Annotated in this window: 31 protein-coding genes; 29 read left to right on the forward strand and 2 right to left on the reverse strand. The window is 39.5% G+C overall.

Annotation, left to right across the window (positions count from 1 at the left end; translation table 11 throughout):
• Nucleotides 1-21: 21 nt before the first annotated feature.
• Nucleotides 22-450 carry a NusG domain II-containing protein gene (locus CFS60_RS09020; protein ID WP_088810700.1) on the reverse strand — a complete coding sequence of 143 codons (429 nt, stop codon included), beginning with the start codon at nucleotides 448-450 and terminating at the stop codon, nucleotides 22-24.
• Between the two features lie 126 nt (nucleotides 451-576).
• On the reverse strand, nucleotides 577-2,466 hold the full coding sequence (locus CFS60_RS09025; RefSeq protein WP_088839112.1) for an FAD-dependent oxidoreductase: 1,890 nt from the start codon (nucleotides 2,464-2,466) through the stop codon (nucleotides 577-579).
• 436 nt (nucleotides 2,467-2,902) lie between these two features.
• Between CFS60_RS09025 and pplA the strand changes: the two genes are divergently transcribed.
• From pplA to infA, 29 genes are all read left to right on the forward strand, one after another.
• Entirely contained in the window at nucleotides 2,903-3,802 is a 900-nt protein-coding gene (gene pplA / locus CFS60_RS09030; protein WP_088810702.1) for an extracellular electron transfer flavoprotein PplA, read from the forward strand.
• Between the two features lie 134 nt (nucleotides 3,803-3,936).
• Nucleotides 3,937-5,001, forward strand: coding sequence for an FAD:protein FMN transferase (locus tag CFS60_RS09035; protein WP_088810703.1), 1,065 nt, complete (start codon nucleotides 3,937-3,939; stop codon nucleotides 4,999-5,001).
• Nucleotides 5,002-5,964: a 1,4-dihydroxy-2-naphthoate polyprenyltransferase gene (menA, locus tag CFS60_RS09040; RefSeq protein WP_088839113.1), complete on the forward strand. Its 963-nt coding sequence runs from the start codon at nucleotides 5,002-5,004 to the stop codon at nucleotides 5,962-5,964.
• 14 nt (nucleotides 5,965-5,978) lie between these two features.
• Nucleotides 5,979-6,776 (forward strand): FAD export ECF transporter transmembrane subunit FmnA, encoded by a 798-nt coding sequence (gene fmnA, locus CFS60_RS09045; protein WP_088816187.1) that lies wholly within the window; start codon nucleotides 5,979-5,981, stop codon nucleotides 6,774-6,776.
• Between the two features lie 294 nt (nucleotides 6,777-7,070).
• Nucleotides 7,071-7,745 carry a hypothetical protein gene (locus CFS60_RS09050; RefSeq protein ID WP_088816188.1) on the forward strand — a complete coding sequence of 225 codons (675 nt, stop codon included), beginning with the start codon at nucleotides 7,071-7,073 and terminating at the stop codon, nucleotides 7,743-7,745.
• A gap of 402 nt (nucleotides 7,746-8,147) precedes the next feature.
• The gene (gene rpsJ / locus CFS60_RS09060) at nucleotides 8,148-8,456 is read left to right on the forward strand and encodes a 30S ribosomal protein S10 (RefSeq protein WP_007474836.1); all 309 of its coding nucleotides are present in this window, start codon (nucleotides 8,148-8,150) and stop codon (nucleotides 8,454-8,456) included.
• A gap of 58 nt (nucleotides 8,457-8,514) precedes the next feature.
• On the forward strand, nucleotides 8,515-9,144 hold the full coding sequence (rplC, locus tag CFS60_RS09065; protein WP_088810707.1) for a 50S ribosomal protein L3: 630 nt from the start codon (nucleotides 8,515-8,517) through the stop codon (nucleotides 9,142-9,144).
• A 25-nt stretch (nucleotides 9,145-9,169) separates the two neighbouring features.
• Complete coding sequence (gene rplD, locus CFS60_RS09070; RefSeq protein WP_088810708.1) at nucleotides 9,170-9,793, forward strand: 50S ribosomal protein L4; 624 nt, start codon at nucleotides 9,170-9,172, stop codon at nucleotides 9,791-9,793.
• On the forward strand, nucleotides 9,793-10,077 hold the full coding sequence (gene rplW / locus CFS60_RS09075; protein ID WP_007474831.1) for a 50S ribosomal protein L23: 285 nt from the start codon (nucleotides 9,793-9,795) through the stop codon (nucleotides 10,075-10,077). Before rplD ends, rplW begins: the two co-directional genes overlap by 1 nt.
• Nucleotides 10,078-10,120: 43 nt before the next feature.
• Nucleotides 10,121-10,954 (forward strand): 50S ribosomal protein L2, encoded by an 834-nt coding sequence (gene rplB, locus CFS60_RS09080; RefSeq protein WP_007474829.1) that lies wholly within the window; start codon nucleotides 10,121-10,123, stop codon nucleotides 10,952-10,954.
• A gap of 89 nt (nucleotides 10,955-11,043) precedes the next feature.
• Nucleotides 11,044-11,322 carry a 30S ribosomal protein S19 gene (rpsS, locus tag CFS60_RS09085; RefSeq protein WP_007474827.1) on the forward strand — a complete coding sequence of 93 codons (279 nt, stop codon included), beginning with the start codon at nucleotides 11,044-11,046 and terminating at the stop codon, nucleotides 11,320-11,322.
• 20 nt (nucleotides 11,323-11,342) lie between these two features.
• Complete coding sequence (gene rplV / locus CFS60_RS09090) at nucleotides 11,343-11,699, forward strand: 50S ribosomal protein L22 (RefSeq protein ID WP_007474825.1); 357 nt, start codon at nucleotides 11,343-11,345, stop codon at nucleotides 11,697-11,699.
• A gap of 2 nt (nucleotides 11,700-11,701) precedes the next feature.
• A complete protein-coding gene (gene rpsC / locus CFS60_RS09095; protein ID WP_007474823.1) occupies nucleotides 11,702-12,358 on the forward strand; it encodes a 30S ribosomal protein S3 in 657 nt (218 codons plus the stop codon).
• A 2-nt stretch (nucleotides 12,359-12,360) separates the two neighbouring features.
• Nucleotides 12,361-12,795, forward strand: a complete 435-nt coding sequence (gene rplP, locus CFS60_RS09100) for a 50S ribosomal protein L16 (protein ID WP_007474821.1) — start codon at nucleotides 12,361-12,363, stop codon at nucleotides 12,793-12,795.
• Nucleotides 12,785-12,976, forward strand: coding sequence for a 50S ribosomal protein L29 (gene rpmC / locus CFS60_RS09105; RefSeq protein WP_007474820.1), 192 nt, complete (start codon nucleotides 12,785-12,787; stop codon nucleotides 12,974-12,976). The genes rplP and rpmC overlap by 11 nt, the downstream gene beginning before the upstream one ends.
• Nucleotides 12,977-13,004: 28 nt before the next feature.
• Nucleotides 13,005-13,268, forward strand: coding sequence for a 30S ribosomal protein S17 (gene rpsQ / locus CFS60_RS09110; RefSeq protein ID WP_088810709.1), 264 nt, complete (start codon nucleotides 13,005-13,007; stop codon nucleotides 13,266-13,268).
• 60 nt (nucleotides 13,269-13,328) lie between these two features.
• Nucleotides 13,329-13,697 (forward strand): 50S ribosomal protein L14, encoded by a 369-nt coding sequence (rplN, locus tag CFS60_RS09115; RefSeq protein WP_003723686.1) that lies wholly within the window; start codon nucleotides 13,329-13,331, stop codon nucleotides 13,695-13,697.
• A gap of 35 nt (nucleotides 13,698-13,732) precedes the next feature.
• Nucleotides 13,733-14,044, forward strand: coding sequence for a 50S ribosomal protein L24 (gene rplX / locus CFS60_RS09120; protein ID WP_007474807.1), 312 nt, complete (start codon nucleotides 13,733-13,735; stop codon nucleotides 14,042-14,044).
• 26 nt (nucleotides 14,045-14,070) lie between these two features.
• Nucleotides 14,071-14,610, forward strand: coding sequence for a 50S ribosomal protein L5 (gene rplE / locus CFS60_RS09125; protein WP_007542993.1), 540 nt, complete (start codon nucleotides 14,071-14,073; stop codon nucleotides 14,608-14,610).
• Nucleotides 14,611-14,639: 29 nt separating this feature from the next.
• Complete coding sequence (locus CFS60_RS09130; RefSeq protein WP_007474803.1) at nucleotides 14,640-14,825, forward strand: type Z 30S ribosomal protein S14; 186 nt, start codon at nucleotides 14,640-14,642, stop codon at nucleotides 14,823-14,825.
• Between the two features lie 31 nt (nucleotides 14,826-14,856).
• Nucleotides 14,857-15,255: a 30S ribosomal protein S8 gene (gene rpsH, locus CFS60_RS09135; RefSeq protein ID WP_007474801.1), complete on the forward strand. Its 399-nt coding sequence runs from the start codon at nucleotides 14,857-14,859 to the stop codon at nucleotides 15,253-15,255.
• A 29-nt stretch (nucleotides 15,256-15,284) separates the two neighbouring features.
• Entirely contained in the window at nucleotides 15,285-15,821 is a 537-nt protein-coding gene (gene rplF, locus CFS60_RS09140; RefSeq protein WP_088810710.1) for a 50S ribosomal protein L6, read from the forward strand.
• 34 nt (nucleotides 15,822-15,855) lie between these two features.
• A complete protein-coding gene (rplR, locus tag CFS60_RS09145) occupies nucleotides 15,856-16,215 on the forward strand; it encodes a 50S ribosomal protein L18 (RefSeq protein ID WP_088810711.1) in 360 nt (119 codons plus the stop codon).
• Between the two features lie 21 nt (nucleotides 16,216-16,236).
• On the forward strand, nucleotides 16,237-16,740 hold the full coding sequence (gene rpsE, locus CFS60_RS09150) for a 30S ribosomal protein S5 (protein ID WP_007474795.1): 504 nt from the start codon (nucleotides 16,237-16,239) through the stop codon (nucleotides 16,738-16,740).
• A 16-nt stretch (nucleotides 16,741-16,756) separates the two neighbouring features.
• Nucleotides 16,757-16,936 carry a 50S ribosomal protein L30 gene (gene rpmD / locus CFS60_RS09155; protein ID WP_088810712.1) on the forward strand — a complete coding sequence of 60 codons (180 nt, stop codon included), beginning with the start codon at nucleotides 16,757-16,759 and terminating at the stop codon, nucleotides 16,934-16,936.
• 48 nt (nucleotides 16,937-16,984) lie between these two features.
• Nucleotides 16,985-17,425, forward strand: a complete 441-nt coding sequence (rplO, locus tag CFS60_RS09160) for a 50S ribosomal protein L15 (protein WP_088810713.1) — start codon at nucleotides 16,985-16,987, stop codon at nucleotides 17,423-17,425.
• The gene (gene secY / locus CFS60_RS09165; RefSeq protein ID WP_088810714.1) at nucleotides 17,425-18,720 is read left to right on the forward strand and encodes a preprotein translocase subunit SecY; all 1,296 of its coding nucleotides are present in this window, start codon (nucleotides 17,425-17,427) and stop codon (nucleotides 18,718-18,720) included. Before rplO ends, secY begins: the two co-directional genes overlap by 1 nt.
• Before the next feature lie 63 nt (nucleotides 18,721-18,783).
• Nucleotides 18,784-19,431 carry an adenylate kinase gene (locus CFS60_RS09170; RefSeq protein ID WP_088810715.1) on the forward strand — a complete coding sequence of 216 codons (648 nt, stop codon included), beginning with the start codon at nucleotides 18,784-18,786 and terminating at the stop codon, nucleotides 19,429-19,431.
• Between the two features lie 346 nt (nucleotides 19,432-19,777).
• Entirely contained in the window at nucleotides 19,778-19,996 is a 219-nt protein-coding gene (infA, locus tag CFS60_RS09175; RefSeq protein ID WP_003720929.1) for a translation initiation factor IF-1, read from the forward strand.
• Nucleotides 19,997-20,016 lie beyond the last annotated feature (20 nt).

A 20,016-nucleotide genomic window follows, 5' to 3' on the forward strand; every position in this document is an offset into this window, starting at 1 on the left:
CACAATCCTTTTTTATAAAAATTAAGAAGAAATAATCATGTCGTCATCATTTGATGTCCCGTCAGTCGCTTTAACCTCAATGACCAACTTGTGCGGCAAACAAACAATCGTTTCGCCTAGTTTCCCAACCGCGCCTGTGCGGACACAAACTTGATCCCCACAATTCGCCTTGCTAATCCTGATTTTTTCATCTTTAACTTCAATAGTATTGTAGTCGCCATCTTCTTGCGTAACCGTAAAAGTATCTGTTCCAGAGTGCCCCGTCAAATCAACGCGCTTATATTCTTTCCCGTCTACCGTAATAACCGCTACAAGCGTTTTATCCGCCCCGTTATTTGGCGCATTTGCTTGCACATAAGAAAAAATAGCTAGAGGCAGAAAAGAGAGCAGACTAAGCGTAATAACGATAATAACATCAAAGCGACGAATCATTTTTAAATATGGTTTCACATCTTTGCCCCCTCTAAACATTTTTTCTAACCTTATTATAAAGGATTTCGTATAAAAAATATACCTTAAATGAAAAGAAAAGATAAGCGAAAGGACGAGCCTCTCGCTTATCTCGAAATCGTATCGTTATTTGCCTGAATCGCGATAAATAGCGCGAGGTTTACCATACCACCAGTGGCCTAGGTGTTTTTGGAACCAAGGAACAACCCAGTAGTCTAAACCAAATGTGCGTCCAGCACCGTTTAACATGGCGATAGAAGCAGGTAGCGCCCAGAATTTGTCCCAACCAAGCATAGCGCTTAATGTGAACATAGCTAGGAAACCGATACTTCCGATACTTGCTAACCAAGTAAATAGACCAACAACAAGTGCAAGACCAATAGCTAATTCCACGAAAGGAACTACTTTTTGCATAAATACCGCTACGTCTTGATTTGGCATGATAATTTTCATAATCCATTCAAACCAACCAGGCATGTGGCTGAAGATTGGAGTTGTAACGTTTTGCGCCGCTTCACCAGCTGCATCTCCAGCAGCTTGGCTCGCGCCTGATGTTGCTGCAGTTTGCAACCAAGAGAATGGCATTTTCGATGTTTCAGCAGTCAACCAAGAATCAGGACCTAAACCTTGGAATAATGGTTTTAAGTTTGTAAGGCTAACTTTGTCCCATGTGCTTTCACCATAAATTTTTGCAAGTGCTTCATCAACCCAGAACCAACCAAGATAAATACGTAGTGGTAAGCTCCAAAGTACGTTTCCGTAACGTGAAGTCCAGCCACGGAAAATGTTACGATGATCGCGAATGTGGAAGAACTCATGGACGATATACTGCCACATATAGTAACCGCTGCGAATCCCGAAGAAGTAGTACAAGTTTACCATGTGTTTCATAAAGATAGCGAACCAACCAGATAAATGCATGCTACCTAAGTGAGCAACGCCGTATTTGGCACCGATGGAAACCATAACACCGTGGTATTTACCGTGGAAAGCTTCTTTTTGTCCGCCGCTGATTTCAGCAATAATGCTTTTCGCAGCAGTCATACCTGTTTGTTCGGCTGCTTCAACGATTTGAGGAGTTGGTTTTCCTTCTTCGTCTTCGAAGTAAGCAAGGTCACCGATAACATAAGTGTTTTCGAATTTTTCAGCTTCCATGTATTGGTTAACTTTAAGTCGTCCAGCACGAGCTGTTTCCATACCGTAATCCTTCGTATCGGAGTTAGCACGAACACCCGCTGTCCAAATTAAAGTATGTGTCGGAAGTTCTTCGCCTGATTTTAAAACGATGCTCTCAGGTTTAACTTCAACAATTGCAGCTTCTTTAAGAATTTTAATGCCTTTTTTCACCATGTATTTTTCAGCTTTATCAGCATCACGGCGTTCAAGCATATTCAAAATTGTTGGAGCAGCTTCGACAACCATCAATTCAATTTCGTCTTTATCGATTTTGTTATCTTTTGCAAGACGGTCTTTCCATTCAAGTAATTCGCCGCCCATTTCGATGCCGGTGAAACCAGAACCACAAACAACAAAACGAAGCATAGCTTTACGTTTTTCAACGTCTTGTTCGCGACTCGCTTTTGTTACAGTTTCTTCAATATGAGTGCGCAAGCGAACGGAATTTTCCCAAGACCATAATGTGAAGCCGTTTTCAGCAACACCCGGAGTACCGAAGTCGTTTGGTTCGCCGCCCATACCTAACACTAGATAATCGAACGGATAGCTACCATGTTCTGTTACAACGACTTTTTTGTCATGGTCAACGTTTGTCACGTTATCAGTAACAAGATTTACTTTCGTGCGATTGAATAAACGACGCAAATCATACTGAATAGCAGTTGGCTCTACACGTCCACCTGCAACCTCATGTAATTCAGTCATCATCGTATGATACGAATGACGGTCGATAAGCGTGATTTTAACATCTTTATCCTTTTTGTACTTCTTCGCTAATTTCTTAGCTGCATGTACACCTGCATACCCTGCCCCTATTAGAACGATATTTTTTTCAGGCATATGCTTTCTCAACTCCTTGTTTATTTTTTCACAAAAATAGTATTAGTTCAATAACCAAAATATAGTAATAACCTAACATAGTGTAACAGAAAACAGGGGGGATTGTCTACACAATATATAGGAATAAGTGCATAAAAAATAAAAATAGTTCTTTCTTATAAAAAAGCCAATTTTTATGGTTAAAAACTCCTCGTTTTAAGTAGGCGAAAGGTCTATTTTGTTTTTTATATACAATTAAATCTGCAAAGTTGGATCAAAACATAAGTCTAACGTCATTTTTTGAAAATTTATGGAATTAAGTAATTTTGAAAAATCTAGACAAACTAAGTGCTAGATGTTATTATTTGTATGTATCGTGATATCGCTTTCGCAGTGCATCTTATATTGCTCGTGATATCACAAACATTTTAATTAAACCAAAAGGTGGGAGCAAATTATGAAATTGAAAAAAGTGGCAATGGGCCTTACAGTAGTTGCAGCGTCCAGTATGTTATTAGTAGCTTGTGGGAACGATAACAGTTCCGACAAAAAATCTAGTGAGGAACCAAAACAGTCTGAAACGAAAAAAACTGAAGCTAAAACTGATGGTACAATGACTGATGGAACTTACAAACTAGAAGAAAAAAATTATGATGATAAAGGCTGGAAAGCTTTCGCATCAATCGAAGTTAAAGATGGTAAAATCACTAAAGCTAACTACGATTATAAAAACAAAGACGGCGAATTGAAATCTGAAGACGCTGACTATGAAAAAGCAATGAAAGACAAAGTGGGGACAGGCCCTCAAGAATACTTAAAACAATTAAGCGATTCATTAGTTAAATCGCAATCTGCATCTGGTGTAGACATTGTAACAGGAGCAACTCATTCTTCTGATACATTCATCAACTATGCTAACCAATTAATTCAAGCTGCACAACGCGCTGATACTACAACAATTTCTATCAACAACGGTGCTGAACTTCAAGATGGTAAATATAACCTTGAAGAACAAAACTATGCACACGGATACCGCGCTGTCTTCGCTATGGAAGTTAAAGATGGTAAAATCGTAACTTCTGATTACAACTATGTAAACGAAGATGGACAAAAGAAAACTGACGATGCTGACTATGAAAAGAACATGAAAGCGAAATCTGGTACTGGTCCACAAGAATACATTCCAGCATTAAACAAATCTTTAGTTGACAAACAAAGCCCAGCTGAAGTAGATACAGTTTCTGGTGCTACAAGTTCTTCTAACCAATTCAGAATTTACGCTGCACAACTTGAAAATGCCGCTCAAAATGGCGACACTGATACAATTAAAGTGTATAACAAAGTTGAAGAAGAATAAGATTTAGCAATTGACTTAAAACATAGTGACACCCTTAAAGTTTATGCGAACTTTAAGGGTGTTTTAATATAGCGTTTGAACGGATTTTACGCTATAGTGTAAGAAGCAATAGAAAGTTTGAAAGGTGTTCGCGCATGAAGAAAATCGTTTTTTTAACAGGACTTATTTTTATTTTATTACTAAGTGCATGCTCTGGGGAAAAAGAACAGGTCGAGCTGCTCGATCAGCCATATTCGAAAACGGAATTTTTAATGGGAACAGTCGTTACGTTGAAAGTCTATGATAAAGGCAAAGAAGAAGCGATTGACAAGAGCTTTGAACGCATTAAAAAGCTAGCCGCTGAAATTACGACGAGTGATGCAGGCAAATCTGAAATTGATAAAGTCAATCAAAATGCAGGGATAAAACCAGTTAAAGTGACATCAGATATGTTTTATCTTGTTGAAGAAGGTATTAAATACAGCAAAGCTTCTGACGGCGATTTTGATATTACGGTAGGACCATTAACGGATTTATGGCACATCGGTTTTTCAGATGCCAAAAAACCAACAGAAGCTGAAATTCAAGCTGTCTTACCGCTAATTGACTATAAGAAAGTTGAAATGAACAAGGAAGAACAAACCATTTATTTGCCTGAAAAAGGCATGGCGCTTGATCTTGGTGGTATTGCGAAAGGCTATATTGCTGATGAGGTAAACAAGGTCATGAAAGGCGAGGGCGTAACATCTGCGATCATTGATTTAGGCGGCAATATTTTTGTGCGCGGCGACAATCCAAAAGGTGGCAACTGGACGATTGGTATTCAAAATCCGTTTGAAACTCGCGGACAAACAATTGGGAAGCTGCCTGGTTCGGATATTTCGGTCGTAACCTCCGGCATTTATGAGCGCTATTTGGAAGTTGACGGGGTGAAGTATCACCACATTTTAAGCCCGTTCACAGGTTACCCGTGCAACAATGAACTGGCAGGTGTTAGCATCGTTTCGAAAAAATCAATCGATGGTGATGGACTTTCCACCGCCGTCTTCATGAAAGGCGTCAAAGATGGTATGGCATATGTCGATTCATTTAAAGACGTGGAAGCGATTTTCGTAACGAAAGATAAGCAAGTGTATGTCACAGATGGCTTAAAAGATAAATTTGAACTTACTGATAAGGCGTTTAAAATGGCCGAGCTAGATGGAAAGGGGGAGAAATAATTGTCGTTTCGGACGTTTTTAGAACTGGTTGAAATCCGCACGAAAATTGCAAGCGTATATCCATTTATGCTTGGGACGTTATACGTGCTTTATGAGTATCAAGTGTTCAACTGGCAAAATACCATTATTTTCTTCCTCGCAATGCTGATTTTTGATTTAACAACAACGACCATTAATAATTATATGGACTACCGCAAAGCAACAAATAATCACGACTATGATTTTCGCAAAACAAGTAATATAATTGGACAAAAGGAAATTCCGGAACTTACGGTCATCATTTTAATTTTTGCGATGTTTTTCATCGCAACAGGGCTAGGGATTTGGCTCGTTTTTAGAACCGACTTGCTCGTCCTCCTAATCGGTTTTGTATGTTTCTGCATCGGGATTTTGTACACGTTCGGTCCTGTGCCGCTATCGCGCATGCCACTTGGCGAAATTTTTTCCGGCGTGACGATGGGGTTCGGCATTTTTTTTCTCGCCATTTATGTAAACGCGTTTGACGCAGGAATTGCCAATCTCATCTGGCAAGGCGAGTGGATCAACATTCGCTTCAACCTGCTCGAAATTATTCAAATCGCCGTCGTTTCACTACCGTGCATTTTCACAATCGGAAACATCATGCTCGCGAATAACTTGTGCGATCTCGATGAAGACATTCGCAACCATCGCTATACACTTCCTTATTATATTGGAAGAAAAATGGGGGTTCTCTTGTTCAACGTGCTTTATTACGCGTCGTTTTTAGCCGTAGTAGTAGCCGTCCTGCTTGGATACCTGCACCCAGTCATGCTGCTTTCGCTTATCGTAATCCTACCAGTTTACAACAATTTGAAAAAATTCAATCAAGAGCAGGTGAAAGCGAAAACGTTTGTTATTGGCATTAAAAATTTTGTGATGATTAACGCATCGTTAACCGTCTTGATGGCGCTTAGTGTTGGCATCGTTTATTTCACGCATTAAAGGAGAGGGCGAAAATGATAGACAAACTTATATTTGGTCGTTTTGTTCCTGGTCAATCGCTTATCCACGCGTTAGATGCGCGAACGAAATTGCTAGCAGGTTTTTATTTCATCGGCATTCTATTTTTAGCGAATAACATCCAAACTTATGCGCTTATGATTTTATTTACGCTCATGGTTATTACGATGACGGGCATTAAAATCAAAGTTTTTATAAAAGGTGTCAAGCCGCTCATTTGGCTAATTCTGTTTACAGTCATGATGCAAATGCTGTTCACGAGTGGCGGTACGATTTATTTAGATTTCGGTCCATTCGTCATTTCTTCTTTTGGTATTATAAATGGTATTTATGTATTCATTCGTTTTACGCTCATCATTATTTTATCAACAGCGATTACACTCACGACAACGCCAATGGACTTAACCGACGCAATTGCGTATCTTTTACAACCTTTTAAATATGTTAAAATGCCAGTTCAAGATATCGCGCTCATGTTATCCGTTGCTCTGCGATTTATTCCAACTTTAATGGAAGAAACGGATAAAATTATGAAAGCTCAGCGCGCACGCGGAGTCGAATTTGGTGAAGGCAATTTGTTTGAGCAAATGAAAGTCGTCGTCCCCATCTTTATCCCATTATTTGTCAGCTCATTCAACCGGGCCGAAGAATTAGCAGACGCTATGGAAGTTCGCGGCTATCAAGGAGATAAAGGTAGGACGCGATTTAAAATTCTCCATTTCCATCTCAATGATTTAATCGCATTGTTTGTTCTTATTTTATTGACAGCCATGCTAATTGTATTGCGTACTTAAAATCTAAAAATCTTCACTTTTTGAAGATTTTTAGATTTTTTTTGCGAAAATTGAGTTCAAATCCAAATACGATTGTGTTTTATAGCATGATTTTAAGTATACCTTATATGTAAAACAACTTTTTAGCTATAGCGCAAAACTCCAAAAACAACAGCTTTATGAACATTCTTTGTACAATTACATAAAAATCTGAAAAATAATCTGAAAAATAGGGTATATTTACACCTATATAGGTTTAAAGTATAATGTTTTGGCGGAGTAAGGAATATAAGAATGAGGAGTGTCAAATAAAAGATGGATAAGAAAAAATTAGCAAAGACGATAGTAACGCCATGCTTAATTGCGGGTATGATAGTGGCGGGTTCACCGGCTGGAACAGCCCTAGCTTCAGATAACGAGATGATTCAAGCTAGAGGGATATCAGTTTATGAGCGTGGATCGCTAAAAATTAAAGGAACCGCAGCGAAATCAGGAATTAGCTACGATGCTAAAAATAATGCGACAGGAGTATTGTCCTTAAATTATTACGCACAGTATGGTTTTGGCGGGGGAGTTGCCGACCAAACCTACTATACGCTAAAATTACCGCAAGAATTTGAAGAAATCAGTAAAACGGATTCTTTCAAAAAAGCAGTAACGGCGAAATTCAGACAAAAAGCAACGGGAATCACAATGAAAAGTTACAAATATATGCAACAAGACTTTTCTATAGAAGATAATACTCTAATCTTTAAAAATCCGCGTTTCTCCTATATTGTAGAATCTCGTATCTTAGTAGATGTAGATATTGACCTTGGAAAAGTGATTAACGAAACGGGTATGCATATTCCAAAAGCAAATGAGACGACAAAATATCGCTTCATGGGACAAAATGTACAAAACGTAAATCTGATTAACTGGAATCTATTATTTGGTAGTGATAATGATGCCAAAACAACTTTTAACGTCATGGATTCTTTCGGTTTATAAAAAATAATTGCCCAAACTCCGCGAAAAGAGCCATATAGGCTCTTTTTTTAACTCCCTTCACCGTTTTGGCCGGCCTTAATTTGTGCGGAGCAAGCAATTACTTCGCGCCAATAGTTTATTAAAAAACAAGAAAGAAACGAACGCCTGTTTTTACAATGAAAAGAAAGTCAAACTTTTTTCAAAAAGCGGTTGATTACAAGCCTCAACACGTGTATAATAGATAAAGTGCAAATGAGTAGGCATCCGTCTGCCCTTTTGTATGAGCACCCCTAAGCTATTGGGGCGCAAGATGTGATGAAGTGGAAGGTTGCTGACACACCCGGCCGCTTTGCCATGGCGGGTACTCAGGTAATTTCCATGGAGAATGTCTATTTTAAAAGTAGGCGAGAAGGAGGGAAAATAATGGCAAAACAAAAAATTCGTATTCGTTTAAAAGCTTATGATCACCGTATCTTGGATCAATCAGCTGAAAAAATTGTGGAAACTGCGAAACGTTCTGGTGCTTCTGTATCTGGTCCGATTCCACTTCCAACAGAGAAATCTGTATACACAGTTTTACGTGCGGTTCACAAATACAAAGATTCGCGCGAACAATTCGAAATGCGTACGCATAAACGTTTAATCGACATCGTTAATCCAACACCACAAACTGTGGATAGCTTGATGCGTTTAGACTTGCCAAGCGGTGTAGATATCGAAATTAAACTCTAATAAACTCTTGGGCATGTTTTGTCCGAAAAAAATTAACTATTAACAGGAGGTGTGACTCATGACCAAAGGAATCTTAGGTAGAAAAGTAGGGATGACTCAAGTTTTCACTGAAAATGGAGAATTAATTCCAGTAACAGTAATTGAAGCGGCTAACAACGTAGTACTTCAAAAGAAAACTGTTGAAACTGACGGCTACGAAGCAGTACAAATCGGCTTCGAAGACAAACGTGAAGTTTTATCAAACAAACCCGAAAAAGGTCATGTAGCAAAAGCCAATACTACTCCTAAGCGCTTCATTCGCGAATTCCGCGATGTTAACTTAGACGAGTATGAGATTGGTTCTGAAGTAAAAGTAGACGTATTCGCAGAAGGTGACATCATCGACGCGACCGGCGTATCGAAAGGTAAAGGGTTCCAAGGTGTAATTAAACGCCACGGACAATCTCGCGGGCCTATGGCTCACGGTTCTCGTTACCACCGTCGCCCTGGTTCAATGGGTCCTGTAGCGCCTAACCGTGTTTTCAAAAATAAACTTCTTCCAGGTCGTATGGGTGGAGATCAAATCACTATCCAAAACTTGGAAATCGTTAAAGTAGACGTAGAAAAGAACTTACTTTTAGTTAAAGGTAACGTTCCTGGTGCGAAAAAATCATTAGTTCAAATTAAAACTGCTATTAAAGCAAAATAATTTATTTGGAAAGGAGGACTAACGAATGCCAAAACTAAGCTTACTTAAACAAGATGGTTCTAAAGCTGGCGAAATTACATTGAATGATGCTGTCTTCGGTATCGAACCGAATGAAAAAGTAGTTGTTGATGTGATTTTGAGCCAACGAGCTTCCTTACGTCAAGGAACTCATAAAGTAAAAAATCGTTCTGAAGTACGTGGTGGTGGACGTAAACCATGGCGTCAAAAAGGTACTGGTCGTGCTCGTCAAGGTTCGATTCGTTCCCCGCAATGGCGTGGAGGCGGTGTCGTATTCGGCCCAACACCTCGTTCATATGCATACAAATTACCAAAGAAAGTTCGCCGTTTAGCGATTAAATCAATCCTATCTTCTAAAGTGAAAGACGAAAACGTTCTTGTACTTGAAAACTTAGCGTTTGATGCGCCTAAAACAAAAGATTTTGCAGCTTTCCTTAAAAATATCTCTGTAGATTCTAAAGCTCTAATTGTAGTTGCTGGAGAAAGCGAAAACGTAGAATTATCTGCCCGCAATATCCAAGGCATTACAGTTATCCCAGCTGAAAGTATCTCAGTACTAGAAGTTGCTAGTCATGATAAATTAATCATTACTAAAGCAGCTGTCGAAAAAGTAGAGGAGGTGCTTGCGTAATGGATGCACGCGACATCATTAAGCGCCCAGTCGTAACGGAGGAATCTACAAGTATTCTTGATGACAAGAAATATACTTTTGAAGTAGACACTCGCGCGACAAAATCTCAAATTAAACATGCGATTGAAGAAATTTTTGAAGTTGACGTTGTAAAAGTAAACGTTATGAACTACAAAGGTAAAAAGAAACGCATGGGTCGTTACGTTGGCTACACAAACAAACGTCGTAAAGCGATTGTTACATTGAGTGCTGACAGTAAAGAAATTCAACTTTTTGAAGTTTAAAACGAACGTTTAGAATAAAAAAATCTAACGAGGAGGGAAAAAAATGGCGATTAAAAAGTACAAACCTACCACAAACGGCCGCCGTCATATGACAAGTTCTGATTTTGCTGAGATTACAACGAGTACTCCAGAAAAATCTTTACTACGTCCTATGAAAAAGAAGGCTGGTCGTAACAACCAAGGTAAGTTAACTGTTCGTCATCACGGTGGTGGACATAAACGTCAATACCGTGTGATCGATTTCAAACGTAATAAAGATGGCGTTCCAGGTCGTGTAGCAACAATCGAATACGATCCTAACCGCTCAGCAAATATTGCGTTAATCAACTACGCTGATGGAGAAAAACGCTACATCATCGCAGCAAAAGGTCTTGAAGTAGGCCAAACAATTTACTCTGGAGCAGAAGCAGACATTAAAGTCGGTAACGCTTTAGAACTTAAAGATATTCCAGTGGGTACAGTTATCCATAATATCGAATTAAAACCTGGTAAAGGTGGACAATTAGTTCGCTCTGCCGGCACAAGTGCACAAGTACTTGGTAAAGAAGGGAAATATGTTCTTATTCGCCTTAACTCTGGTGAAGTTCGCATGATTCTTGCTACTTGCCGTGCTACTATCGGTCAAGTTGGGAACGAACAACACGAACTTATCAACATCGGTAAGGCTGGACGTAGCCGCTGGTTAGGCAAACGCCCAACGGTTCGTGGTTCCGTTATGAACCCTAACGATCACCCACACGGTGGTGGTGAAGGTAAAGCGCCAATCGGACGTAAATCTCCAATGTCACCATGGGGTAAACCAACTCTTGGTTACAAAACACGTAAGAAAAACAATAACTCCGATAAATTTATCGTACGTCGTCGTAAAGGTAAATAATTTCTGGGTTAATATGATTAAATTAAAGTTAGCAGGACAGCACGGAGAAATGCTCCGAGCTGCCTGACTATACGAAGGGAGGTTCCGTCATGGGTCGTAGTTTGAAAAAAGGACCTTTTGTCGATGATCACTTGATGAAGAAAGTGGAAGCTGCTAATGAAAGCGACAAAAAACAAGTTATCAAAACTTGGTCTCGTCGTTCCACAATCTTCCCAGTATTTGTAGGTCAAACAATCGCTGTATATGATGGACGTAAACACGTTCCTGTTTATATCCAAGAAGATATGGTAGGACATAAATTAGGTGAATTTGCACCAACTCGTACTTACCGTGGCCACGCGGCAGACGATAAGAAAACTAGACGATAATTCGAGAGGAGGCTATCTAAATGGCAAATGAAGTTACAAGCGCAAAAGCCGTTGCCAAAACGGTACGTATTGCTCCTCGTAAAGCGAGAATCGTTATTGATTTAATCCGAGGTAAGCAAGTAGGCGAAGCAATCGCAATTTTGAAGTTTACTCCAAAAGCGGCTTCACCAATCATTGAAAAAGTATTAAAATCTGCTATGGCAAATGCTGAGCACAATTATGATTTAGACGTGAATAGTTTAGTTGTATCTGAAGCTTTCGTAGACGAAGGTCCAACTCTTAAACGTTTCCGTCCACGTGCACAAGGTCGTGCAAGTGCAATTAATAAACGTACTAGCCACATCACAGTTGTGGTATCTGAAGTGAAGGAGGGATAACGTTGGGTCAAAAAGTACATCCAATAGGTATGCGTATCGGTGTCATTCGTGACTGGGATTCTAAATGGTACGCTGAAAAAGAATATGCGGACTTCTTACATGAAGACTTACGCATTCGTGATTTTATCGCAAAACGTCTTGCTGATGCTTCTGTTTCACGTGTTGAAATCGAACGTGCAGCTAATCGTGTAAACATTACAATTCACACTGCAAAACCTGGTATGGTAATTGGTAAAGGTGGTTCTGAAGTTGAAGCACTTCGTAAATCACTTAACGAATTAACAGGCAAACGCGTACACATCAATATCGTTGAAATTAAACGTGCTGATTTAGACGCTAAACTTGTTGCAGAAAATATTGCTAGACAACTTGAAGGTCGTGTTTCCTTCCGTCGTGCACAAAAACAAGCAATTCAACGTACTATGCGCGCTGGTGCTAAAGGAATTAAGACTCAAGTATCTGGTCGTCTTGGCGGAGCTGATATCGCTCGTGCTGAACATTATAGCGAAGGAACAGTACCTCTTCATACATTGCGTGCAGACATTGACTACGCATGGGAAGAAGCTGACACAACTTACGGTAAACTAGGCGTTAAAGTTTGGATTTATCGCGGTGAAGTCCTTCCTACGAAGAAAAACAATGTGGAAGGAGGAAAATAATAATGTTAGTTCCAAAACGTGTTAAATATCGTCGTGAGTTTCGTGGTAACATGCGCGGACGTGCAAAAGGCGGAACTGAAGTAGCATTTGGTGAATACGGTCTTCAAGCGGTTGAAGCTTCTTGGATTACTAACCGTCAAATCGAAGCTGCTCGTATCGCTATGACTCGTTATATGAAACGTGGCGGTAAAGTTTGGATTAAAATTTTCCCTCATAAATCTTACACTTCTAAACCAATCGGGGTTCGGATGGGTAAAGGTAAAGGTGCTCCGGAAGGCTGGGTAAGCCCAGTTAAACGCGGCAAAATTATGTTCGAAATCGCAGGTGTACCTGAAGAAGTTGCGCGTGAAGCGTTACGTCTTGCGTCACACAAACTGCCGGTCAAAACTAAGATCGTAAAACGTGAAGAAATTGGTGGTGAAGCAAATGAAAGCTAATGATATCCGTGAACTATCCACTACCGAAATTAAAGATCAAGAAAAAGCGCTAAAAGAAGAGCTTTTCAACCTGCGCTTTCAATTAGCTACAGGACAATTGGAAAATACTGCACGTATTAGAGAAGTACGTAAATCTATCGCGCGCATGAAAACAATTGTTAAAGAAAGAGAACTTGCTTAAAAAGAAAATCGTAAGGAGGTTTTAATGCATGACTGACCGTAATCAACGTAAAATTTATACAGGTCGCGTAGTATCCGACAAAATGGATAAGACAATCACTGTAGTAGTTGAAACATACAAAAAGCATGGCTTGTATGGTAAACGCGTTAAGTATTCGAAAAAGTTCAAAGCGCATGATGAAAATAACACTGCTAAAGCTGGCGATATCGTTCGTATCATGGAAACTCGTCCTCTATCCGCAACTAAACGTTTCCGTTTAATTGATGTAGTAGAAGAAGCAGTAATTATCTAACGTTTATTATAAAAATAAGAAATTATTTCTTACCCGTTATTCTGGAAGGAGGGTGTCCTAATGATTCAACAAGAAAGTCGTATGAAAGTGGCTGATAACTCTGGCGCACGTGAAGTGTTAACTATTAAAGTGCTAGGTGGATCAGGACGCAAAACTGCTAACATTGGCGATGTTGTCGTGTGTACCGTTAAACAAGCAACACCAGGCGGCGTTGTCAAAAAAGGTGAAGTTGTTAAAGCAGTAATCGTTCGTACTAAGAGTGGAGCACGTCGTCAAGATGGTTCTTACATCAAATTTGATGAAAATGCATGTGTCATTATCCGTGATGATAAAAGTCCTCGTGGAACACGTATTTTTGGACCTGTTGCTCGCGAACTTCGTGAAAACAACTTTATGAAGATCGTTTCTTTAGCTCCAGAAGTTCTTTAAAAAACAAGTTTCAAACCAAGGAGGTGCTAAAACTTATGCATGTCAAAAAAGGTGATAAAGTACAAGTTATTACTGGTAAAGATAAAGGCAAATCCGGCAAAATCCTTGCTGCATTTCCGAAAAAAGATCGTGTAATTGTTGAAGGAATTAACATGGTGAAAAAACATACGAAACCTTCCAACATCAATCCACAAGGTGGAATCTTGAATGTTGAGGCACCAATTCACGTATCAAACGTAATGCTTATCGACCCTAAAACTGGTGAACCTACTCGTGTAGGCTATGAAGTAAAAGGCGATAAAAAAGTACGTGTAGCTAAAAAATCCGGTGAAGTAATCGATAAATAAGTATTTGAGGAAGGAGGCAACATTACATGAATCGCCTTAAAGATCGCTATCTTAAGGAAATTGTTCCTGCTATGATGAGCAAGTTTAACTATTCTTCCGTTATGGAAGTACCAAAAATTGAAAAAATCGTAATCAACACTGGTGTTGGTGACGCAGTAGCAAACGCTAAAGTTTTGGACAGTGCTGTTGAAGAATTAGCTTTAATCACTGGTCAAAAACCTGTAATCACAAAAGCAAAAAACTCTATCGCTGGTTTCCGTCTTCGTGAAGGAATGCCAATCGGTGCTAAAGTAACGCTTCGTGGTGAGCGTATGTATGATTTCTTAGACAAATTAATTACTGTTTCACTTCCACGTGTACGTGACTTCCGTGGTGTTTCGAAAAAAGCTTTCGACGGCCGTGGGAACTATACGCTGGGTGTGAGAGAACAATTAATTTTCCCTGAAATTGATTATGATCAAGTATCTAAAGTTCGAGGTATGGATGTAGTTATTGTTACAACTGCCAAAACTGATGAAGAATCCCGTGAGTTATTAACTCTAGCTGGAATGCCGTTTCAAAAATAATCAATAATTAAAAGTAGGGAGGCGAAAACGTGGCTAAAAAGTCAATGATCGCTAAGCAAAAACGCGAACCAAAATTCGCAGTTCAAGCGTATACTCGTTGCGAACGTTGTGGACGTCCACATTCCGTTATTCGCAAATTCAAATTATGCCGTATTTGTTTCCGTGAACTTGCCTATAAAGGTCAAATTCCCGGCGTAAAAAAAGCAAGCTGGTAAGTTAAAGTTTAAGGAAGGAGGGTAATTACACATGGTGATGACAGATCCAATTGCAGATTTTCTAACTCGTATCCGTAATGCGAACATGGTAAAGCATGATAAATTAGAATTACCTGCGTCTAAAATCAAGAAAGAAATCGCTGAAATCCTGAAACGTGAAGGTTTTGTACGCGATGTTGAGTATATCGAAGACGACAAACAAGGCACTATCCGTGTTTTCTTAAAATATAGTCCGTCTGGCGAACGTGTAATCACTGGTTTGAAACGTATCAGTAAACCAGGTCTGCGTGTATACGCTAAATCAAATGAGGTGCCTAAAGTACTTAACGGTCTTGGTATCGCAATCGTATCAACTTCGCAAGGTGTTTTAACTGACAAAGAAGCTCGCGCTAAACAAGTCGGTGGAGAAGTTCTAGCATACGTTTGGTAAGAAATATATAACACAAGGAGGTGCGATAAATGTCCCGTATCGGTAAAAAGCCTATTACAATTCCTGCTGGTGTAACTGTTACACTTGACGGAGCTAAGGCTACAGTTAAAGGTCCTAAAGGTGAACTCGTTAAAGAGTTTAACCCAGACATTAAAATTGATATTGAAGGAAGCGAAATTAACATTTCCCGTCCAACTGATAATAAAACTCATCGTGCTCTTCATGGTACGACTCGTGCAATCTTAAATAACATGGTTGTCGGAGTATCTGAAGGCTACGAAAAAACTTTAGAATTAATCGGTGTCGGTTACCGTGCACAAAAACAAGGTTCTAAACTTGTTCTTAACGTAGGTTACTCTCATCCAGTAGAATTCGAAGCGCCAAAAGGTGTAGAAATTGATGTTCCTGCTAATACGAAAATTATCGTTAAAGGCTTCAATAAAGAACACGTTGGTGAACTAGCTGCGAATATTCGCGCTGTACGTCCGCCTGAGCCATACAAAGGCAAAGGTATTCGTTACGAAGGCGAATATGTACGCCGTAAAGAAGGTAAAACTGGTAAATAATGCCGCATAGGCTATTAGAGAAGAGGTGAGTCGTGTGATTACCAAAATCGACAAAAATAAAGTTCGTAAAAAGAGACATGCTCGTGTTCGTTCTAAAATTACTGGAACTGAAAGTCGTCCACGTTTAAACGTTTTTCGTTCTAATAAAAATATTTACGCTCAATTAATTGATGATGTAAATGGCGTGACACTTGTAAGTGCATCGAATTTAGATAAAGATTTCGCATCAAGCGAATCAAAAGTTGACGCTGCTAGCAAAGTTGGCGAATTAGTCGCAAAACGTGCTTCTGAAAAAGGAATTTCTGCTGTTGTATTTGACCGCGGAGGTTACTTATATCATGGTCGCGTAAAAGCTCTTGCTGAAGCTGCTCGTGAAAACGGATTACAATTCTAATAAGAAGGAGGGAAACCTTGCATGGCTGAAATTATTGATGGAAACAAATTAGATTTAGAAGAACGCGTTGTTACAATCAACCGTGTTGCTAAAGTAGTTAAAGGTGGTCGTCGTTTCCGCTTCACAGCACTTGTTGTTGTTGGTGATAAAAACGGTCACGTGGGCTTCGGTACTGGTAAAGCACAAGAAGTTCCAGACGCTATTCGTAAAGCTGTTGAAGATGCGAAGAAAAACATGGTATTCGTACCAACTGTTGACACAACAATTCCGCATACAGTTGTAGGTCACTTCGGTGGGGGAGAAATCCTTCTTAAACCTGCGAGCGCCGGTTCTGGTGTAACTGCTGGTGGTCCTGTTCGTGCCGTACTTGAGCTTGCTGGTGTTGCAGATGTATCTTCCAAATCACTTGGATCAAATACACCTATCAACATGGTGCGCGCTACAATCGACGGTATCAAACAACTTAAAAAAGCTGAAGAAGTTGCAAAACTTCGTGGCAAAACTGTAGAAGAATTGCTAGGATAAGGAGGGAATTATCATTATGGCTAAATTAGAAATCACTCTAAAACGTAGCTTAATCGGTCGTCCCGAACCACAACGTAAAACTGTTCAAGCGTTAGGTCTTGGTAAAACAAATTCCGTTGTCGTTAAAGAAGATAATCCTGCAATTCGTGGGATGGTTAACAAAGTTAGTCATCTTCTGGACGTTAAAGAAGTTTAAGCGAAATTTTCAAATGTAATAAACTAGAATTAGGAGGAGGTGCTTGACATGAAACTACACGAACTTAAGCCTGCTGAAGGTTCTCGCAAAGAGCGTAATCGTGTTGGTCGTGGTACAGGCTCTGGTAACGGTAAAACTTCCGGTCGTGGACATAAAGGGCAAAAAGCTCGTTCCGGCGGCGGTGTACGTTTAGGTTTTGAAGGTGGACAACTTCCATTATTCCGCCGTATACCAAAACGTGGATTTACGAACATCAACCGTAAAGAATTCGCAGTTGTGAATTTAGATGTTTTAAATCGCTTTGAAGAAGGTACAGAAGTAACACCTGAATTATTAATTGAAACTGGTATTGTGCGTAATGCAAAATCTGGTATTAAAATCCTTTCAAATGGATCTATTGAGAAAAAACTTACAGTGAAAGCAAATAAATTTTCCACAGCTGCTAAGGAAGCAATCGAAGCCGCTGGCGGGAAAACTGAGGTGATCTAATGTTTTCAACGTTAGTCAACTTCTTTAGAGTAGCTGATATCCGTAAAAAAATTCTTTTCACAATTGCGATGTTAATTATTTTCCGTATTGGAACATTCGTGCCCGTGCCTGGGGTGAATGCTGCTGCATTGCAACAAACGATGGAAGGCGGGATTTTTGGCTTTCTAAACACATTTAATGGTGGAGCATTAAAAAACTTCTCCGTTTTAGCAATGGGTGTTATGCCGTACATCACGGCGTCCATCATTGTTCAACTATTACAAATGGATGTTGTTCCTAAACTTACGGAATGGGCGAAGCAAGGGGAAATGGGTCGTAAAAAACTCAACCAACTTACTCGTTATTTAACAATCATTTTAGGTTTAGTAGAAGCGTTTGGTATGGCATATGGCTTTAACAGACTTTCAGGATCTACTTTGATTTTTAATGCGTCAATTCCACAGTACATTCTAATTGCGATTGTACTAATGACAGGTACAATGTTCCTTATGTGGTTAGGGGAACAAATTACAGTTAAAGGTGTTGGTAATGGGGTTTCCATTATTATCTTTGCTGGTATCGTTGCACGTATTCCTGATGGTGTTCGTCAAGTTTACGTACAACAAATCGAAGGAGCTGGAGATCAGCTTTTCCTACACATTTTAGTTCTTGCTGGAATCGCACTAGCTGCACTTCTAATCGTAGTAGTAGTTATTTACTTCCAACAAGCTTTACGTAAAATCCCGATTCAATATTCAAAACGTGTTGCAGGTAACAAGCAAGCTGGTGCTCAGGCAACTCATTTGCCACTTAAACTTAACTCTGCTGGGGTTATTCCGGTAATCTTCGCGAGTGCGTTTATTATCACACCACAAACCATTCTTACTTTCTTTGATAGTAGTAATGAAGTTGTTGCTGTGCTCAAAAATGTGTTTGATTATACGAAACCTATCGGCATGATTTTATATGTAGCACTAATTATCGCATTCACTTATTTCTATGCTTTCATTCAAGTTAACCCTGAAAAAGTGGCTGACAATTTGAAGAAGCAAGGTGGATATATCCCTAGTAAACGCCCAGGTAGAGAAACACAAGCATATCTTACTTCGGTACTTTACCGTCTAACATTTGTTGGTGCACTTTTCCTAGCGGCAGTTGCTGTAATTCCAACTATCGGTACGACCGCTTTTGGTCTTCCTCAAACGCTCGCTATCGGTGGTACAAGTCTTCTAATCGTAATCGGCGTAGCACTAGATACAACGAAACAACTCGAAGGTCAACTTGTGAAACGGAATTATCGTGGGTTCATCAAATAACACGCAGGCACTTGCTTAGGATTACCTAGCAGGGCCCCTGCGCGTAGCCGAGGAGCGAAATAGTTGAAATTAGTATTAATGGGACTACCAGGAGCTGGAAAAGGTACTCAAGCTGAGAAAATTGTTGAAAAATATAATATCCCTCATATATCTACAGGGGATATGTTCCGCGCAGCGATGAAAAATGAAACAGATTTAGGACTAAAAGCTAAGTCTTACATGGATAAAGGTGATTTAGTTCCCGATGAAGTGACAAATGGTATTGTTCGTGAACGTTTAGCTCAAGATGATGCAAGAAACGGGTTTCTATTAGATGGCTTTCCACGCACAGTGGCACAAGCTGAAGAGCTGGAAAACATATTGAAAGATTTAGGAACAGAACTTGATGCTGTCATTAACATTAATGTTGATAAAGAAATTTTGATGAAACGCCTAACGGGCCGCTGGATTTGTAAAACTTGTGGTCGCACGTATCATGAAATTTATAATCCACCCAAAGTTGCAGGTAAATGTGACGTGGATGGAACAGAACTTTATCAACGTGAAGATGACAAAAAAGAAACTGTTGAAAATCGTTTGAATGTCAATATGAAACAAACAGAACCTCTTCTTAATTTCTATAAAGAAACAGGTAAGCTTCACAACGTAAACGGTGAACAAGATATCAATGATGTTTTTGCGGATGTGGACAAGATTCTTGCTGCTTTCTAAGTGCGGAAAGTGCTTGCCCTGCTAACAAATTAATACGTGCAAATTCAATTGGATTGTAGTATAATGGATAATTGGCAGTGGAATAAAAGCATCATAGCAAATCATGATGAACGAGAGAACCATTTGAAGATCATCCGAAAGATTATATCGAGCTTTAACTTTGAGTAATGTTTGCTCAAAATCTCGGCATTACGGATTCACTCTGTGGGTTGTCTAAAAACACCGAAAACGTTGCAAATATGCGACGAGTTTTGGCTTGTTTACCGTTTTTTCATGTAATCAAGTTTTACACTGATAAAATTTAGTAACCAAGTGGTCTAGTAACCGAGAAGGAGGTAGCGAACATATGGCTAAAGAAGATGTAATCGAAGTGGAAGGCGTTGTTCAAGAAACTTTACCAAATGCGATGTTCAATGTAGAACTCGAAAATGGTCATAAAGTGCTTGCCACTGTTTCTGGTAAAATTCGTATGCACTACATCCGTATTTTACCTGGGGACAAAGTGACAGTTGAGCTTTCCCCGTATGATTTAACTCGTGGAAGAATCACTTATCGTTTTAAATAATTTGCACTCCGAAATTGAAT

Origin of the sequence: Listeria sp. ILCC792 (genome assembly GCF_900186135.1) — a bacterium.
Taxonomy (GTDB): Bacteria; Bacillota; Bacilli; order Lactobacillales; family Listeriaceae; genus Listeria; species Listeria goaensis.

Excerpts from the sequence above, each read along its gene's own strand:
- rplD (WP_088810708.1), top strand. The coding sequence starts at position 9,170 with ATGCCAAAACTAAGCTTACTTAAACAAGATGGTTCTAAAGCTGGCGAA.
- rplB (WP_007474829.1), top strand. The coding sequence starts at position 10,121 with ATGGCGATTAAAAAGTACAAACCTACCACAAACGGCCGCCGTCATATG.
- CFS60_RS09050 (WP_088816188.1), top strand. The coding sequence starts at position 7,071 with ATGGATAAGAAAAAATTAGCAAAGACGATAGTAACGCCATGCTTAATT.
- CFS60_RS09035 (WP_088810703.1), top strand. The coding sequence starts at position 3,937 with ATGAAGAAAATCGTTTTTTTAACAGGACTTATTTTTATTTTATTACTA.
- rpsE (WP_007474795.1), top strand. The coding sequence starts at position 16,237 with ATGGCTGAAATTATTGATGGAAACAAATTAGATTTAGAAGAACGCGTT.
- secY (WP_088810714.1), top strand. The coding sequence starts at position 17,425 with ATGTTTTCAACGTTAGTCAACTTCTTTAGAGTAGCTGATATCCGTAAA.
- rpsQ (WP_088810709.1), top strand. The coding sequence starts at position 13,005 with ATGACTGACCGTAATCAACGTAAAATTTATACAGGTCGCGTAGTATCC.
- rpmD (WP_088810712.1), top strand. The coding sequence starts at position 16,757 with ATGGCTAAATTAGAAATCACTCTAAAACGTAGCTTAATCGGTCGTCCC.
- infA (WP_003720929.1), top strand. The coding sequence starts at position 19,778 with ATGGCTAAAGAAGATGTAATCGAAGTGGAAGGCGTTGTTCAAGAAACT.
- rplE (WP_007542993.1), top strand. The coding sequence starts at position 14,071 with ATGAATCGCCTTAAAGATCGCTATCTTAAGGAAATTGTTCCTGCTATG.
- rpmC (WP_007474820.1), top strand. The coding sequence starts at position 12,785 with ATGAAAGCTAATGATATCCGTGAACTATCCACTACCGAAATTAAAGAT.
- rplF (WP_088810710.1), top strand. The coding sequence starts at position 15,285 with ATGTCCCGTATCGGTAAAAAGCCTATTACAATTCCTGCTGGTGTAACT.
- rpsJ (WP_007474836.1), top strand. The coding sequence starts at position 8,148 with ATGGCAAAACAAAAAATTCGTATTCGTTTAAAAGCTTATGATCACCGT.
- rpsH (WP_007474801.1), top strand. The coding sequence starts at position 14,857 with ATGGTGATGACAGATCCAATTGCAGATTTTCTAACTCGTATCCGTAAT.
- rplC (WP_088810707.1), top strand. The coding sequence starts at position 8,515 with ATGACCAAAGGAATCTTAGGTAGAAAAGTAGGGATGACTCAAGTTTTC.
- fmnA (WP_088816187.1), top strand. The coding sequence starts at position 5,979 with ATGATAGACAAACTTATATTTGGTCGTTTTGTTCCTGGTCAATCGCTT.
- CFS60_RS09025 (WP_088839112.1), bottom strand. The coding sequence starts at position 2,466 with ATGCCTGAAAAAAATATCGTTCTAATAGGGGCAGGGTATGCAGGTGTA.
- rplV (WP_007474825.1), top strand. The coding sequence starts at position 11,343 with ATGGCAAATGAAGTTACAAGCGCAAAAGCCGTTGCCAAAACGGTACGT.
- rplO (WP_088810713.1), top strand. The coding sequence starts at position 16,985 with ATGAAACTACACGAACTTAAGCCTGCTGAAGGTTCTCGCAAAGAGCGT.
- rplN (WP_003723686.1), top strand. The coding sequence starts at position 13,329 with ATGATTCAACAAGAAAGTCGTATGAAAGTGGCTGATAACTCTGGCGCA.
- rplW (WP_007474831.1), top strand. The coding sequence starts at position 9,793 with ATGGATGCACGCGACATCATTAAGCGCCCAGTCGTAACGGAGGAATCT.
- rplX (WP_007474807.1), top strand. The coding sequence starts at position 13,733 with ATGCATGTCAAAAAAGGTGATAAAGTACAAGTTATTACTGGTAAAGAT.
- pplA (WP_088810702.1), top strand. The coding sequence starts at position 2,903 with ATGAAATTGAAAAAAGTGGCAATGGGCCTTACAGTAGTTGCAGCGTCC.
- rplP (WP_007474821.1), top strand. The coding sequence starts at position 12,361 with ATGTTAGTTCCAAAACGTGTTAAATATCGTCGTGAGTTTCGTGGTAAC.
- rpsS (WP_007474827.1), top strand. The coding sequence starts at position 11,044 with ATGGGTCGTAGTTTGAAAAAAGGACCTTTTGTCGATGATCACTTGATG.